The following is a 16008-nucleotide window of genomic DNA, read 5'->3' on the forward strand; positions in this document are numbered from 1 at the left end:
GGCGCCACGCAAATCGCGGCTGGTGAATACTGCGCGGCGAGGAGGATGACGAATGAGCGACCTGGACATCGACATCGGCCGCACCGCCCTGGTGCTGATCGATTTGCAGAACAGTAATGTGAAACGCGACCTGGCCCCGTACACGGCCGAGCAGGTGGTCGGCAATTGCGTGCTGCTGGCGGGCGAGATGCGCGACCGCGGCGCGATGGTGATCTTCGTGCGCGTGCTCGTCGACCAGATGCAACTGCCGCCGTCCGACGCGCCGCTGAGAAAGCCGGGCACGCCCGCGCCGCCGCCGGACGCGTCGCACCTGGCGCCGGACGCGCAGGTGCAGGCGACGGACATCGTCGTCACGAAGCGCCAGTGGGGCGCGTTCTACGGCACGGACCTGGACCAGCTGCTACGCCGGCGCAACATCAAGACGATCGTCCTCGGCGGTATCGCGACGAATTTCGGCGTCGAGTCGACGGCACGCGCCGCGTTCGACCGCGGCTACCGCGTCGTGTTCGTCGAGGATGCGATGAGCAGCATGTCGGCGGAGATGCACAAGTTCGCCTGCGAGCACACCTTCCGCATCATGGGCAAGGTGCGCTCGACGCGGCACGTGATCGACGCGCTGCAGGCGGGCACGGGCGACGCCTGACGCGCCTGCCGGGCGTGTTGCTTATTTGCGCGGCGCCGGTGCGGGTGCCGGCTGCTGGCTGTTGGCCTGCGCCTGTGCGTTGGCCCGGGCTTGCGCTTCGCGCTCCTGGCGTTCCTGCTTCTTCGCCATGTGGTGGCCGATGGCGCAGCCTGCTGCGGCACCGAGCAGGCCGTGCTTGCCGGCCACGTGGCCGCCGACACCGCCGACGATGGCGCCTTTCGCGCAGCTGGGTTTGGCGTAGGCGGCGCCCGTCGAGGCGAGCGAGAGCATCAGGGTGGCGGTGATCAGTCGAGTCTTCATGGTGTCCTCCAAAATGGGTAGGCTTACAACGGCCACATGCCGTGCATGGATGACAGCCTAGACGCCGCGGCGCCGGTTGAATGTTCGCCAGATCACCGTTGCGGGCAACGGTAATGTCTGTCTGTTCAACCCTTGCGGCGGATCTCTGCCGCGATCTCGTACGAGCGCAGCCGCGCCGCGTGGTCGAAGATCTGCGACGTGATCATCAGCTCGTCCGCGCCCGTGCGCGCGATGAACGCTTTCAATTGCCGCTCGACGGTCTCGGGCGAACCGATCGCCGAGCACGACAGCACGCCATCGAGCATGCCCCGTTCCGCCGGACCCAGCAGGTCGAGATAGCCTTCGACGGGCGGCTTCAGGCGCGTCGGGTGGCCGCTGCGCAGGTTCACGAACGCCTGCTGCATCGACGTGGCGCGCCACTGCGCTTCCGCATCCGTCTCGGCGGCGAACACGTTAAAGCCGAGCATGACGTACGGCTTGTCGAGCTGGGCGGAAGGCTTGAAGTTCGTGCGGTAGATCTCGATGGCCTGCATCATCATCTGCGGCGCGAAGTGCGACGCGAACGCGTACGGCAGGCCCAGCATCGCGGCCAGCTGGGCGCCGAACAGGCTGGAGCCGAGGATCCACACTGGCACTTTCATGCCGGCGCCGGGCACGGCGCGCACGTGGCGGCGCGGCGACTCCGCAAAATAATCCATCAGTTCCACGACGTCCTGCGGGAATTCGTCCGCGTCCGACGCGAGGTTGCGGCGCAGCGCGCGTGCCGTCGCGTGGTCGGAACCGGGCGCGCGGCCGAGGCCCAGGTCGATGCGGCCGGGGAACAGCGATTCGAGCGTGCCGAATTGTTCCGCGATGACGAGCGGGGAATGGTTCGGCAGCATGATGCCGCCGGCGCCGAGGCGGATGGTCGACGTGCCGTTGCCCACGTGGGCAATCAGCACCGCCGTCGCCGCGCTGGCGATGCCCGGCATGCCGTGGTGTTCGGCCAGCCAGAAGCGGTGGTAGCCCCAGCGTTCGCCGTGCTGCGCGAGGTCGAGCGAGCGGCGGAACGATTCGGCAGCGTCGCTGCCTTCCGTGATCGGGGCGAGGTCGAGTATCGAAAAGGGAATCATGGGTGCAGTCATCCGGAGATCATACGCCGATCGCTTTTTTCGCGTGCGCCGTGCCGCGCTTGTGCTCGTTCCTACGCTTGACCCCGCCTGACGGGCTGCCTATGATGGCCGGTCGATCAATGTCGCTCCGGCATCATTTATTTCGCCATGCGTATTTACCTGCTGTCCGTCGCCTGCATCGCCGCGCTTGCCGCCGGTTGCTCGGCGCCCGCCCGCGTGCCCCGTGCGCCCGCGCGCGCGGCGCTCCAGCTCGACGTCAGCCGCTTCCCGCAGATCGACGCCGCCGTCAAAGCCGCAATCGCTGCGCACAAGCTGCCGGGCGCCGTGTTCCACCTGGAGCATGGCGACGCGTTCTACGAGCGGGCCTACGGCAACGTCACGTACGATGCGGATGCGGCGGCCGTCGCTACGGCGGCCGTCACCGCGTCCACCGTGTTCGATGCGGCGTCGCTGACGAAGGTATTGGCCACGGCGCCGTCCGTGCTGATGCTGGTGGAGCAGGGCCGCATCGGGCTGGACGACAAGCTCGTCAAATATTTCCCCGACTGCGCGGGCGGCGGCAAGGAAACGATCACGATCCGCCAGCTGCTCACGCACAGCTCGGGCCTCCCGGCCGGGCTGCCGGCCACGCCCGCCTGGCACGGCCGCGCGGCCGCGCACAGGCTCGCGTGCGACCAGGCCGTCACGCGTGCGCCGGGCACGTTCTTCCGCTATTCCGACATCAATTACGTGTTGCTGGGCCAGATCGTCGAACAGGTCACGGGCACGCCGCTGGACGATTACGCGCAGGCCCACGTCTTCGCGCCGCTGCGCATGACGGCGACGGGCTATTTGCCGCTGCGCCGGGTGGACGCGGCGACGATCGCGCCCACGCAGGTGGGGCAGGCCGGCGGCCACGGCGCGCACGGCGACCTGGCGCCGGGCGACGTGCTGCGCGGCGTCGTGCACGACCCGACCGTGCGCCGCATGGGTGGCGTGGCGGGTTCGGCCGGCGTGTTCACGACGGTGGGCGACGTGGCGCGCTTTGCCCGGATGCTGCTCGACGGCGGCGTGCTGGACGGCGTGCGCATCCTGAGCCCGGAGAGCGTGCGCCTGCTGACGACGGTGCAATCGCCGCCCGGTTTGGCCTTGCGCGGCCTCGGCATGGACATCGACTCGCCGTACGCGAAGCGCCCGCGCGGTACCGTGTTCCCGATCGGCAGCTATGGCCACACGGGCTTTACGGGATGCGTGCTGTGGATCGACCCGGCGTCGCGCGCGTTCTACGTGTTGCTGTCGAACCGCGTGTACCCGGACGACAAGAGCAATGTGCTCGACCTGTACACGCGTCTCGGCACGCTGGCCGCGCTGGCGGCGGGGGCCGGCTGAGGCCAACGCGAACATGGCTTTCCCTCGGTACCGGCCCTTTTGTTGCGGTCATTTTTTGTTGCCACGCGGCTAACGCGCGCGCCCCTCACGACGATCTCTTTAAACTTCGCCTCCACAATATCTACTTGATATTGCAGAGTTTTTGCCCCACCCATTCTCTGAGGAGAGCGATATGAAAATGAATAAGTTACTGAAAGGCCTGATGGGTGCTGTCGTCACGGCGGCGATGTTCGGTACCGTGGGCGCACAGGCGCAGACCAGCGGCAGCGCCTCCACCGACAGCAGCGCGACTGCGCAGGACCAGTCGAGCAGCGCACCCATGAAGAAGCACAGCAAGAAGAAACACACCCGCCACCACAAGAAGAGCTCCAGCGCCAGCTCGAGCAGCGGCTCCAGCAGCAGCGGTTCGACGGGCAGCAGCGGTTCCAGCAGCAGCGGCATGAGCGGTAGCCACGACATGCAGGGCACGCAGGGTACGTCCGGCAGCAGCGGCAGCATGGGCACGGGTACCTCGGGCACCGGCACGTCGGGCACGAGCGGCACGAGCGGCACGTCGACCTCGGGTTCGTCGGGCACCAGCGGCATGAGCGGCAGCACGGGCGCCAGCGGCACGGGCCTGTCCGGCTCCAGCAGCAACATGGGCACCGGCACCAGCACGAGCGGCTCCAGCACCACCACGCCCGCCTCGCCCGCTACACCGGCCACGCCCGCCACGCCGGCCACGCCTCCCAACAATCAGGGCACGGGCAACCGCGGCTACTGATCCAGTGGCGACCTCCGGCTCCGGCCGGACAGCGCGACAACGCCAGCCTGCGGGCTGGCTTTTTTTTGCCCGTCGGTATCGCAACACGTCGCCGTTGGTATAACATTGTCTGTATCAAAAAATGATATGCGCAAACATCCGAGCCCGGCTAGGTGGCGCATCCACGACAAACGACGAGGAATCACGATGGAGACAACGAAACTGGCCGCGCGCGTGCTCGCACTCGCCGCAGCCTGCGCTTGCCTGCCCGCGCAAGCGGCCGACCTGGGCCTGGCCCGCATCTTTTCCGACCATGCCGTCCTGCAGCGCGACGAACCGATCGCCGTCTGGGGCACGGCCGCGGCGGGCCACAAGCTGGCCGTCACGCTGGCCGGCCATACGGTGAACGGCAGCGCGGATGCGCACGGCAAGTGGAAGGTCCAGCTGCCGCCGCAGCCGGCGGGCGGGCCGTACACGCTGACGGTGAAGTCGGACGGCCAGACGGTCAGCCGCACCGACATCCTCGTCGGCGACGTCTACCTGTGCTCGGGCCAGTCGAACATGGAATTCCAGCAGCGCCAGGCAACCAATGCCATCGGCGCCGTCTACGCGGGCCGCAACGAGCAGCTGCGCTTCCTGAACGTGCAGAAGAACAGCACGGCGCTCCCGCAGGACGAGCTCAAGGGCCCGGTCCAGTGGGCGGTCGTGACGCCGGAATCGGCCGGCGATGCGTCGGCCGTCTGCTACTACATGGCGCGTTCGCTGCAGGCCAGCCAGAAGGTGCCGGTCGGCTTCGTCAACGCGAGCTGGGGCGGCACGACGATCCAGAGCTGGATCGGCGGCGAATCGCTGCGCACGCTGGACGGCTACAAGGCCGGCGTCGCCGCCGTCGCGCAATACGGCGCCGATCCTGCCGCCGGCATGCGCGCCGAGGACGCGCGCAACGACGCGTGGTGGCGCGCGCACGATCCGCAGGCGGCCGCGCAGCGCGCGTGGATCGCCCCTGGCTTCGACGACAGCGCGTGGCCGACGGTCGCGCCGGGCGGATCGTGGAAGGACAGCGGCGTGGCCGGCTTCAAGGACTTCGACGGCGTGGCCTGGTACCGCACGACCGTCACGTTGACGGACGCGCAGGCGAAGGCCGCGAACATGCTGCACCTGGGTCCCGTCGACACGTACGACACCACCTGGGTGAACGGCGTGTACGTGGGTGGCGCCAGCACGTCGTGGATGTGGCGCGACTATGCCGTGCCGGCCGGCGTGTTCAAGCCGGGCCGCAACGTGATCGCGATGCGCGTGCTGAGCGGCGGGCAGGGCGGCGGCATGTCGGGCGCGCCATCCGGCCGCAGCATCGGCACGGCCGACGGCCAGGCGATCCCGTTGCCGGCCGCGTGGAAGGTGCAGCGCGGCAGCGCCCTGAAAGGCCTGTCCGTGCCGCCGGCGCCGTGGGACGTGCCGACGAGCTTCACCACGCTGTACAACGGCATGATCGCGCCGCTGGTCGGGTATAAATTCAAGCTGGCCGCGTGGTACCAGGGCGAATCGAACGCGGACGCGGCACAGGAATACCGCACGCTGCTGCCGCTGTTGATGCGCGACTGGCGCCAGCGCTTCGCCGAGCCCGCACTGCCGTTCCTCGTGGTGCAATTGACGTCGTTCGGTTCGACGGCGAAGGCGCCCGGCAAGTCGGGCTGGGCCGAGCTGCGCGACGCGCAAGCATACGCCGTGGCGCACGACGCGCATGCGGGCCTCGCCGTCACGCTCGACGTGGGCGACCGCTTCGACATCCACCCGACGCAGAAGACGCTCGTCGGCGAACGCCTCGCGCGCGCCGCGCGTGCCGTCGCGTACGGCGCGCACGAGGTGCCCGGCAGCCCGACGGCCGTGTCGGCGACGCGCAGCGGCAACGACATCGTCATCGCGTTCAAGGACACGGGCGGCGGCCTCGCCACCTATTCGTCCGACCGCGCGCTCGCGTTCGAGACGTGTGCGGCAGCAGCTTGCCGCTATGCCGAGGCGCGCGTGGCCGGCGACACGGTCGTCCTGCCCGGCGCCGCCACGGCGGACGTCACGCGCGTGCGCTATGCGTGGGCCGATGCGCCGTTCGTGAACCTGTTCGGCGCCGACGACCTGCCCGCCGCGCCGTTCCAGCTGGACGTCAAGTAATCAGCTGAGCCGGTAGTCCTGCGGCAGCAGCGGGGGCGGCAGGTCGCGCTCCCCCAGCGCCGCCCGCAGGTCGATCTCGATCGTGCGGCACAAGGCCTCGAGCGGCAGGCCGTTGTCGGACGCGCGGAATGGTTCCTCGAGCTCGTCGCCGAGCGCGTCCAGGCCGAAGAACGTGTAGGCCACGATGGCCGACACCAGCGGCGTCAGGTAGCCGATCGTGTCGACGAGGCCGAACGGCAGCAGGAAGCAGTACAGGTACGCCGTCCGGTGCAGCAACAGCGTGTACGAGAACGGGATCGGCGTGCCGCGGATGCGTTCGCACGACGCGGCCACCGCCGTCAATGCCGACAGGCTCGCGTCGATGGCGGGCGCCAGGCAGGCGTCCACGCGGCCCGTGCGCAGGCACAGGCCGAGATCCGTCCCCATCTCCAGCATCAGCGCGTACGGCAGGTTCGGCTGCGCGCGCACCCGGTCCCATTCCGCCGGCGCGAGCCACGGCGCGACGTCGGCCTCGGCCCCGGCGCCCGCATCGCGCAGGCGGTGGCGCAGCGCGTGCGCGTACGCGATGGCGCGACGCACGATGCGCAGGTGCGGCTCGTCGCCGCCGCTGCTGCCCGGCGCCACGAGCGACAGGCACTGGCGCGCCAGGCTGCGGCTGCGCAGCACCAGCTCGCCCCACTGCTTGCGGCCTTCCCAGTAGCGGTCGTATGCGGCGTTGTTGCGAAAGCCGAGGAAGATGGCGAGGGGGAGGCCCATCAACGTGAACGGCGTCGGCGTGAAATGCAGCTTGTGGTGGCCAAACTGGCCGTCCGTCCACGTGACGGCGACGGCGAGCAGGGTGCTGACCGCGAGGTGCATCCAGATGCGGGGCAGGACGGAGCCGCGCAGGATGAAGAACAGGCGCAGGCCCGACGGGCGGTCGCGGACGATCATGGCCGGCTCCAGGGCCGGACGGTGTGGATGGGCATGGGTCGGTCTGTTGGCATTGGCGTGAGAATGCTTTGTTGCATTATCGCCGGATTCACACGGGCCCGGTGACCGGCAGAAAATTCGGGGTCAGAGCACTTTTTCGGCGCACTTCGGGGTCAGAGCACTTTTGGAAGAAATTGTTCTTCGGCGAAAACGCTCCCGTAGTCGCAGCCCATCCCGTCTCGTATGGCGTGCTGGCCCAGCGCGGCGGGCGATAGTCGAATCGAAGCCAGGTTACGGGTTGCTCTGACCCCGAAGTTCTGCTCTGACCCCGAATTTTCAAGCGGGCTCGGTGACCGGCAGCAGCGGCAGCGTGACCGTGAACGTGCTGCCGCGCCCCGGCCCCGGGCTGGCGGCGTCGACGTGGCCGCCGTGCAGTTCGACGAGCTTGCGCACGAGGGCGAGACCGAGCCCGAGGCCGCCCTGCGCGCGGTCGAGCGTGCGCGAGCCTTGAGTGAACAGGTCGAACACGACGGGCAGCAGGTCGGGCCCGATGCCATTGCCGTTGTCGCGCACGGCCAGGTAGGCCTGTCCGTCCATCGTTTCGAGATCGACGTCGATGCGGCCGCCCTCGGGTGTGTACTTGGCCGCGTTGTTGAGCAGGTTCGCCACCACCTGCACGAGGCGCGTGTGGTCGCCGTCGACCATCACGGGCGTGTCGCCCAGCCGCACGGCGAGCACGTGGTGGCGCGCGTCGACGAGCGGGCGGGCCTGCTCGGCCGCCTCGGCGACGACGCGCCGCAAGTCGAGCGGCCGGCGCGCGACGGTGACGAGCCCGCGCGTGACGCGCGAGACGTCCAGCAGGTCGTCCACCAGGTGCCGCATGTGCGCGACCTGGCGCGCGATGATGTCGCTGATCTGCTTCACGCGCGGCTCGCCCGCGTACGCGAGGCGCAGCATGTCGGCCGCGCTGGAGATCGGCGCGAGCGGGTTCCGGAGTTCGTGCGCCAGCATCGCGAGGAATTCGTCCTTGCGCCGGTCGGCCAGCTGCAGCGCTTCTTCCGCGCGCTTGCGCTCCGTGATGTCGATCGCGATCGCGTGCACGACGGTGCTGCGGCCGTCGGCGCCGAGGCCCAGGCGGCCGCGCACGTCGATCCACGCGAGGCGCCCGTCGTCGGCGCGCCGGATGCGCGGCGTGGCGCGGTATTCGCCGCCGGCGCGGACGGCCTGCTCGACCGTGGCGCGCACCGCCTGGCGGTCGTCCGGATGGATGAGCTTGTGAAGCTCGGCGATGTTGTGCCACTGCTTGCCGAATACGCTGTGCAGGTTCGCGGAGAAACTCACACGGCCGCTGTGCGGATCGCGCTCCCACACGGCCATGTGCGCGGCGACGAGCCCTTGCTGCAGGCGTTCCTCGCTGTAGCGCACGGCGCGCTCGGCCCGCTCCAGCGGCGTGACGTCCGTGCAGGTGCCGAACCACTGGACGATGTGGCCGCCGTCGTCGCGCAGCGGCGCCACCGACGTGAAGAAGCTGCGGTAGCGGCCGTCGGCGCCGCGCAGGGGGAAGGTCATCTGCGCCATGTTGCCGCTGGCGAGCGCCTCCTTCCAGCGCCGCATCACCAGGGGCAGGACTTCTGGATCGTGGTACCGGTGCCATTCGTCCATGCCGGCCTGGCCCGGCGGGCTTCCCGTGAATTCGTGCCAGCGGTCGTTGAACCAGACGATGTTGCCGTCCGGGTCGGCGATCCACACGAGCTGCGGGATGTTGTTCGCCAGCTGCAGGAACTTGCGGCGTTCCGCTTCGAGCCGTGCATGCTGTTCGTACAAGCGGTCGAGCATGCGGTTCAGCGCGCGCGCGAGGCTCACGACTTCGCGCGACCCGTCCAGCGGCGCGCGCTGGCTGCCGATGTCGTCGCCGAGGCTCGCGGAAAACGTCTCAAGGCGCCGCAGGTCGTGCGTGAGGCCCAGTGCGAGCCGCGACGCGAGCAGGAACACGACCAGCGCAAGCAGCGCGGCCACGGCCAGGATCAACAGGTATTGCGGGGCCGACGTCGGCAGCGGCGGCGGCAGGCGGCGTTCGTCCTCGTGCAGCACGAGGCCGAGGTGGGCCAGGCGCGGCGGCAGCGGGACGGCGACCGCGACCTCGTGCGCGCCCGTGCGCGCGTCCGCGGGCGCGAGCACGGCCCACGGCGCGGGCTTGAGGTCGGCCAGGCGCACCTTGTACATCAGCGCGCCCTCCGGCGTGCGCGTGCGCGAGTAGCGCAGCAGCACGACGCCGAGCAGTTCGCCGCCGTCGGGGCCGGCGCGCAGCGCCGCGCGCTCGTCGCCGCTGTCCAGCCGCGCGCGCAGCCAGGTCATATCGGCCGGCGTGAAGCCGGGCACGCCGTTGTCGGCGATTTCCTGCGCCTCGAAGTCGGTGAACAGCAGCCGCACGGGGATGCCGTTCATCTGGCGCAGGCCGTGCAGGAATGGCGTCAGATAGGTTTCCTTGCCGGTGCTGTCGATGAGCGCCGTGGCCAGGATCGGGCTGGTGCCCACTTCCTGCAGCCGCGTGGCGAGGGCGTCCAGGTTGTGGCCGACCGTCGTGGCGTGGAACGTGACTTCGCGCTTCTGCAGCAGGGCGTTGGCCTGCGCGCGCTGCTGGTCGATCAACCAGAACGAGACCCCCGCGATCAGCAGCACGGCGGCGGCCGTCAGGATCGCGGCCGCGATCGCGAAACGGCGCGACAGGCTCGTCGGTGCAAACGTCTCTGCCATGTCAGTCGCCGGCCGGCACCAGCACGCCGTCGGCGCGGAAGCGCGCCAGCAGCAGCGTGTCGGGGGCGAGCGCTTCGTGGCGGGCCGGCGTGAACGGCGGGGCATAGGTCTGGACGAGGCCGTGGTACGTGCCCAGGTGCTCGAGTGCGTCGCGCACGGCGTTGCGGTCGGTGCTGCCGGCGCGGGCTATCGCCAGCGCCAGGATGTGCGTGAGGTCGTACGCGTGGGCGGCGCCCACCGGGGACTTGATGTCCTCGATGCGACGCACCGCCGACACCTTGGCCGCGCTGTCGAGGAAGCGCCGCACGCGGGCCGGATCGGCGCGGAAGAAGCTGAACGTCTGGATCACGGACAGGTCGACCTGCTGCAGCGCGGGCCCCGCCTGTGCGGCGAACTCGCCGCCCGTCACGCCCCAGTGACTCAGGATCGGGAGACGTTGCTCTTGCGGCAGCGCGGCCACTTCGCGCACGAGGATCGCCGCCTCGTCATCGTTGGCGACGAGGATGATGGCCTGGGCACCGGCCGCCTGCAGGTGCCGGTAATTATCGACGAGGCTCGTGTCGCGCCAGTTGTACCACGACGTGCCGACGATCTTCAGCCCGGGCAGCGCCGGCAGCGCACGCGCGGCCGCCTGGGCATTGCTGCGGCCCCACGACGTGTTGGTCAGCAGCAGGCCGATGCGCCGCAGGCCGCGCCGCTGCGCCGCCCGCAGCAGCCTGGGCATCGCGAGCGCATCGCGCAGCGACAGGCGGAACACGTAGTTCGGTCGCATGCCGTTGTCGACGATGACGTCGGCCGACGACCACGGTGCCATGAACAGCGTGCGCGTTTCGCGCAGCGCCGGCAGTTCCTCGATGACGACGGGACTGAAGCGCCCGCCGAACACGGCCACGAGATCGGGCATCGCCGCGAATTCGCGGATGTTGCGGATGCCGCGCGCGGGGATCGAGCGGTTGTCCTTGATGACGAGGGACAGAGGCCGTCCGTGCAGCACGCCGCCCGCCGCATTGATCTCCGCGAGCGCGGCGCGCATGCCCAGTTCGATGGCCTGGGCCGATGTCGAATTGTCCAGGCCGAATTCGCCGTCGATCCCCAGCAGCACGGGCGACGGCGCGGCCGCGCGCGTGGCGCCCGGCAGCGCGGCCAGTACGGTACCCGCGGCGAGCACGCGGCGCCGCGAACGCAGGATGGTGGACTTCGGGGAAGCGGTCATGGCAAACCTGAAACAATACGAATCTAGAAATTCTAACCTTGGGCCGTCGATGGCATTTTTGTTTTCTGACGAAATATCGTTGCGGTGTTGCAACTCGATATTCCTCGAGTAAATATCGCGTGTATCATCAAATTGTGACACGGCCCCGCCCACACAGGCGCGCGCCCGTCGGGCCCAACCCGCGCCCCCGTCACCGCTCCGGCCAGCCGCCAAGACCCACCGCGCGCAGCCAAGGCTTGAACGCGCAGCCGCATCGCGCAGTGTTACCGTTTTCCGTCGAGGTGCACATGACTATCCAGAATCTCAAAATCGGGGCCCGGCTCGGCATCGCGTTCGCCGCCGTCCTGGCGCTTGCAGCGATGCTCACCGTCGTCGGCACGCTGCGCCTGCAACAGGTCGTCAGTGCGACTTCCGACATGCACGGGCTCGTCCGCAAGACCCGCCTGGCCGACCGCTGGCTGGCCGACACCCGCATCAACCGCGCCCTCGTCGAAGCGCGGTTGCGCGCGGTGGATGCGGATGACCGCAAGCGGATCGACGCGAAGATGAAGGAGAACAGCGCGGACATCACCGACATCGCCAAGCAACTGCAGGTGGACGTCGCCAGCGCGCAAGGCAAGGCGTTGCTGGCGAAGCTCGACGAGCGGCGCGCGACCTACACGACGGCGCGCAAGAAGCTGTTCGCACTCCAGGAAGGCGGCGCGGCCGACGTCGTAGCCGTCGGGCGCGCGGCCGATGCCGAGATGAATCCGGCGCTGGCTGCCTACGAGGCGGCGGCAAACGACCTCGCCGAACACCAGAAGCAGCACTTCGACGAGGCCAAGGCGCGCGTCGAGGAGCTCGCCGCGAGCGGCCGCGTGCTGCTGGGCAGCGTGGGCGTCGTCGCGATGCTGCTGGGCGCCGCGCTGGCATGGTGGCTCTCGCGCAGCATCACGGGCCCGCTGCGCCGTGCCGTCACGCTCGCGAATGCCGTCGCGGACGGCGACCTGTCGACCCGCATCGAGGCCGTGAGCGGCGACGAGACGGGCGAACTGATGGCCGCGCTGCAGGCCATGAACGCGAACCTGAACACGCTCGTGACGCGCGTGCGCAGCGGCGCCGATACCATTGCCACGGCCGCCACCGAAGTCGCCACGGGCAACCACGACCTGTCGGCGCGTACCGAGGCCCAGGCCGGCGCGCTGGAGGAGAGCGCGTCCTCGATCGAGGAATTGACGAGCACCGTGCGCCAGAACGCGGACAATGCCCAGCAGGGCAACCAGATGGCAGTGTCGGCGACCGAGGTCGCGGTCCGCGGCGGCAACGTCGTGGCGCAGGTCGTGGCGACGATGGGCGCGATCGACTCGTCGTCGAAGAAGATCGTCGACATCATCGGCGTCATCGACGGCATCGCGTTCCAGACCAATATCCTCGCGCTGAACGCCGCCGTCGAGGCGGCGCGCGCGGGCGAGCAGGGCCGCGGATTCGCCGTCGTGGCGGGCGAAGTGCGCACCCTGGCGCAGCGCTCGGCGGCGGCGGCCAAGGAGATCAAGGCGCTCATCGACGATTCCGTCGACAAGGTCGCCACGGGTTCGCGCCTCGTCGGCGAAGCGGGGACGACGATGCGGGACGTCGTCGCCAGCGTGCGCCGCGTGTCCGACATCATGGCCGAGATCTCGTCCGCGTCGAGCGAGCAGAGCGCCGGCATCGAACAGGTCAGCTCGGCGATCCTGCAGATGGACCGCGTGACGCAGCAGAACGCCGCGCTCGTCGAGGAAGCGGCGGCGGCCACGGAATCGATGCAGGACCAGGCACGCAGCCTTGCCGACGCCGTCAGCGTATTCAAGCTGGACCATGCAGCGCCCGCGGCCGCCCGCACGGCGCGCACCGTCGCACGACCGCGGCCGGCACTCGCCGGAGGCAAGGCGTTCTGAACGCCGCCGACGTCCTGACGGCCCATATCCGCATCCGCGCCTGCCGCACCGCCTTTCCGGCGGACGGCGGGCGCTGTCGTTTGGGGGCTCGCATGGCCGCACCGTTTTGGATGCGGCGCACCATGGTGGTGAAAGTTGACTCCAGTATGGTGCGCGTTGATGTGGGTTAGCCGTAAGTTGCGCGATAATGTAGTCAGATGGCAACGGTTTGGTTTCGGTGCGGGAGAAACTGCTCTACAGTTCGGTGGCGTCTCATATTCACGAACGGACAAGCGCCGTCAGCCATCATGCTCAAACACCTCAGCATCAAAACCCGCCTGATCTTCCTGACCGTTCTGTTGAGTACGGTTTCCATCCTCGTCGGCGTCGTCGGCCTCGTCAACCAGGGCGCCACCAGCGACGCGCTCGGCGGCGTCTACAACGATCGCCTGCTGGGCCTGTCGCGACTCGGCCACGTCCTGTCGCTGATGCAGCAGAACCAGAACGCTTTGTCGAGCGCGGCGCTCGCGGCCGCGCCGGACAACGGCCCCGTGGTCGCGGAGGTCGAGGCGCGCATCCGCGAGATCACGGACTTGTGGAAGCAGTACGAGGCAGCCCGCCTGACGCCGGACGAACAGGCGCTCGCCCGCACGTTCATCGACAGCCGCATGGCCTTCGTGCAGGAAGGTTTGAAGCCGACCATGGCCGCGCTGCGCGGCAACGATCCGGAGCAGCTCAAGCGCCTCGTCGCCGGCCCGCTGAAGTCGCGCTTCCTCGCCGCGGAACGGCATATGCAGGCGCTCGTGGCGTTGCAGCATGACCTGGCGAAGGCGCAGTACGCCGCCGCCCTCGGGCGCTACGAGCACACGCGCAATCTGTCGGTCGCGCTGATCGTCGTCGGCACGCTGGCGGGGACCCTCGTCGCCGCGCTGCTGATCCGCGGGATCGACACGTCGCTGGCGGAAGCCGTGCGCCTCGCGCGCAGCGTGGCCGCGGGCGACCTCACGCAAGTCGTGCACATCGAGCACGACGACGAAATCGGTCAGCTGCTGACGGCGCTGCAGGCGATGAACGCGTCGCTGGCCGGCATCGTGGGCGAGGTGCGCAGCGGCACGGACACGATCGCGGCGACGTCGGACCAGATCGCGGCGGGCAACGAGGACCTGTCCGCGCGCACCGAGCAGCAGGCGTCGTCGCTGGAACAGACGGCGGCGTCGATGGAAGAATTGATGTCGAACGTGAAGCACAATGCCGACAATGCGCGCCAGGCGAATGCGCTGGCCGAGGCGGCATCCGGCGTCGCCGGGCGCGGCGGTGCCGTGATCCGGGAAGTCGTCGGCACGATGGGCGAGATCAGCGAATCGTCGCGCCGCATCGCCGAGATCATCGGCGTCATCGACGGCATCGCGTTCCAGACGAATATCCTCGCCTTGAACGCGGCGGTGGAAGCGGCGCGCGCGGGCGAGCAGGGGCGCGGCTTCGCCGTCGTGGCGTCCGAGGTACGCAACCTCGCGCAGCGCTCGGCCGGCGCGGCGCGCGAAATCAAGCAGCTCATCGGGCATTCGGTGGAGCGCGTGGAAGCGGGCGGGCGGCTCGTCGAGCAGGCCGGCGCGACGATGCACGAGATCGTCGCGAGCGTGCATCGCGTCACCGACATCATGGGCGAGATCACGTTGGCCAGCGCCGAGCAGACGACGGGCATCGGCCAGATCAACGCGGCCGTGGCGCAGATGGACCAGGTGACGCAGCAGAATGCGGCGCTCGTCGAGGAAGCGGCGGCGGCGGCCGGTGCGCTGCGCGACCAGGCGCGGCGCCTGGCGGCATCGGTCGGCGTGTTCCGCACGGGCGCGCTGCCGCCGCCGGCCACGCCGGCGCAAGCCTTGACGCCTGCGCGGCGCGCGCTCGCGCGGGCGTGACGCGCGCGCCGCGCGCGAGGTCCGCGGTCCCCGGTCTGCGCGCCCCGGTCAGAACTTCGCCTTCTGCGCCTGCAGCTGTTCGCGCAGCTGGTGCGCGTTGCAGTGGCTGTAGTCCTTGTTCAGTTCCAGGTCGACGAGGGGTTTCAGCTGGTTGTCGAGCTGGCCGCGCAGCACGCCGAGGAACCTCGGCTCGGCCACCAGTTCCAGCTTCTGGAAGCGCTGTTCCTGCCAGCCCTTGAGCAGGAAGGCGCAGATGTCCTTGGCAAAGAATTCCGCGTCATGTTGTTCCGGCGTCTGCGCCGGCTGGTACTGCTTGTTCGGCGTGGCGCCCCCGGTGTTGTGGATGCTCTGGCCGGCCGCGGTCGCGCCGATGCGGTCCGTGTTGATGTCGATGTCGCGCAGGCGCGCATTGGCGCTGACCATGTCCTCGATTTCGATGTACGGCTGCTTGGGATCCGATTCGGCGAAGATGCGTGCGCGGCCGGCGTCGGCGGATACGATCCAGGTGGTAGTCATACATTCCCCTTTTCCAAGTTGCAATCAAGTTGTCGGCCCCACCGGGGCCATACAGGCTGAAGACCAGTCTATCCCAACCAGATTTTTCGAGAAGTACGGATCGCGGTAGACTGGCACCATGCAAAAACTTCTCATCCTCCTCGGCCTCGCGCTCCTCGCCGCGGGCCTCGCCTGGCCCTGGCTGCGCCGGCTGCCGTTCGGCCGCCTGCCCGGCGACATCCACATCGCGCGCGGCGGCTTCCATTTCAGCTTCCCCATCGTCACCTGCCTCGTCATCTCCATCGTCGTCTCGCTGCTGCTCTGGATTTTCCGCCGCTGAGCCGCCCCCGTCGGCCGTGTCAAAAAAATGACGCGCGTCTGCGCGATAGCAAGATTTGACAAACATGGTCGGAATTTCAACGCGACAATGCGCCCCATGCGAAGACGAGAGACGCTGCAGCGTCCACGAATTCGAAACTGGCAAGGTTCCTCGAT

The 16008-nt window shown here is 69.1% G+C and carries 13 protein-coding genes; 7 read left to right on the plus strand and 6 right to left on the minus strand.

What is annotated here, in order from left to right; all coding sequences use genetic code 11:
• Positions 1 to 52: 52 nt before the first annotated feature.
• A complete protein-coding gene (locus HAV22_RS13460; protein ID WP_166859592.1) occupies positions 53 to 643 on the plus strand; it encodes an isochorismatase family protein in 591 nt (196 codons plus the stop codon).
• A gap of 21 nt (positions 644 to 664) precedes the next feature.
• Here the strand turns inward: HAV22_RS13460 and HAV22_RS13465 are convergent, their stop codons facing one another.
• The gene (locus tag HAV22_RS13465) at positions 665 to 943 is read right to left on the minus strand and encodes a hypothetical protein (RefSeq protein ID WP_166859593.1); all 279 of its coding nucleotides are present in this window, start codon (positions 941 to 943) and stop codon (positions 665 to 667) included.
• A 125-nt stretch (positions 944 to 1068) separates the two neighbouring features.
• Entirely contained in the window at positions 1069 to 2055 is a 987-nt protein-coding gene (locus HAV22_RS13470) for an LLM class flavin-dependent oxidoreductase (RefSeq protein WP_166859694.1), read from the minus strand.
• Between the two features lie 147 nt (positions 2056 to 2202).
• Here HAV22_RS13470 and HAV22_RS13475 point away from each other — a divergent pair, with 147 nt between their 5' ends.
• From HAV22_RS13475 to HAV22_RS13485, 3 genes are all read left to right on the plus strand, one after another.
• On the plus strand, positions 2203 to 3423 hold the full coding sequence (locus HAV22_RS13475; protein WP_166859594.1) for a serine hydrolase domain-containing protein: 1221 nt from the start codon (positions 2203 to 2205) through the stop codon (positions 3421 to 3423).
• 178 nt (positions 3424 to 3601) lie between these two features.
• The gene (locus tag HAV22_RS13480; RefSeq protein WP_166859595.1) at positions 3602 to 4186 is read left to right on the plus strand and encodes a hypothetical protein; all 585 of its coding nucleotides are present in this window, start codon (positions 3602 to 3604) and stop codon (positions 4184 to 4186) included.
• Between the two features lie 186 nt (positions 4187 to 4372).
• Positions 4373 to 6331: a sialate O-acetylesterase gene (locus HAV22_RS13485; protein ID WP_166859596.1), complete on the plus strand. Its 1959-nt coding sequence runs from the start codon at positions 4373 to 4375 to the stop codon at positions 6329 to 6331.
• On the opposite strand, the gene HAV22_RS13490 is transcribed toward HAV22_RS13485, so the two are convergent.
• The 3 genes from HAV22_RS13490 to HAV22_RS13500 form a co-directional block, all read right to left on the minus strand.
• A complete protein-coding gene (locus HAV22_RS13490) occupies positions 6332 to 7264 on the minus strand; it encodes a bestrophin family protein (RefSeq protein ID WP_166859597.1) in 933 nt (310 codons plus the stop codon). It abuts the gene before it with no gap.
• A 315-nt stretch (positions 7265 to 7579) separates the two neighbouring features.
• Complete coding sequence (locus tag HAV22_RS13495) at positions 7580 to 9997, minus strand: PAS domain-containing sensor histidine kinase (RefSeq protein ID WP_166859598.1); 2418 nt, start codon at positions 9995 to 9997, stop codon at positions 7580 to 7582.
• A 1-nt stretch (position 9998) separates the two neighbouring features.
• The gene (locus HAV22_RS13500; protein ID WP_208296181.1) at positions 9999 to 11210 is read right to left on the minus strand and encodes an ABC transporter substrate-binding protein; all 1212 of its coding nucleotides are present in this window, start codon (positions 11208 to 11210) and stop codon (positions 9999 to 10001) included.
• A gap of 287 nt (positions 11211 to 11497) precedes the next feature.
• Here HAV22_RS13500 and HAV22_RS13505 point away from each other — a divergent pair, with 287 nt between their 5' ends.
• Together HAV22_RS13505 and HAV22_RS31510 are read left to right on the plus strand one after the other, a co-directional pair.
• The gene (locus HAV22_RS13505; protein ID WP_166859599.1) at positions 11498 to 13123 is read left to right on the plus strand and encodes a methyl-accepting chemotaxis protein; all 1626 of its coding nucleotides are present in this window, start codon (positions 11498 to 11500) and stop codon (positions 13121 to 13123) included.
• A gap of 287 nt (positions 13124 to 13410) precedes the next feature.
• A complete protein-coding gene (locus tag HAV22_RS31510) occupies positions 13411 to 15018 on the plus strand; it encodes a methyl-accepting chemotaxis protein (RefSeq protein WP_166859600.1) in 1608 nt (535 codons plus the stop codon).
• A gap of 48 nt (positions 15019 to 15066) precedes the next feature.
• Here HAV22_RS31510 and HAV22_RS13515 read toward each other — a convergent pair whose 3' ends face one another.
• A complete protein-coding gene (locus tag HAV22_RS13515) occupies positions 15067 to 15534 on the minus strand; it encodes a host attachment protein (RefSeq protein ID WP_166859601.1) in 468 nt (155 codons plus the stop codon).
• A gap of 118 nt (positions 15535 to 15652) precedes the next feature.
• On the opposite strand from HAV22_RS13515, the gene HAV22_RS13520 reads away from it, so the two are divergent.
• On the plus strand, positions 15653 to 15853 hold the full coding sequence (locus HAV22_RS13520) for a DUF2905 domain-containing protein (protein ID WP_166859602.1): 201 nt from the start codon (positions 15653 to 15655) through the stop codon (positions 15851 to 15853).
• Positions 15854 to 16008: the final 155 nt, after the last annotated feature.

The sequence above is a fragment of the Telluria antibiotica genome (assembly GCF_011682055.1).
Classification (GTDB): domain Bacteria; phylum Pseudomonadota; class Gammaproteobacteria; order Burkholderiales; family Burkholderiaceae_D; genus Telluria; species Telluria antibiotica.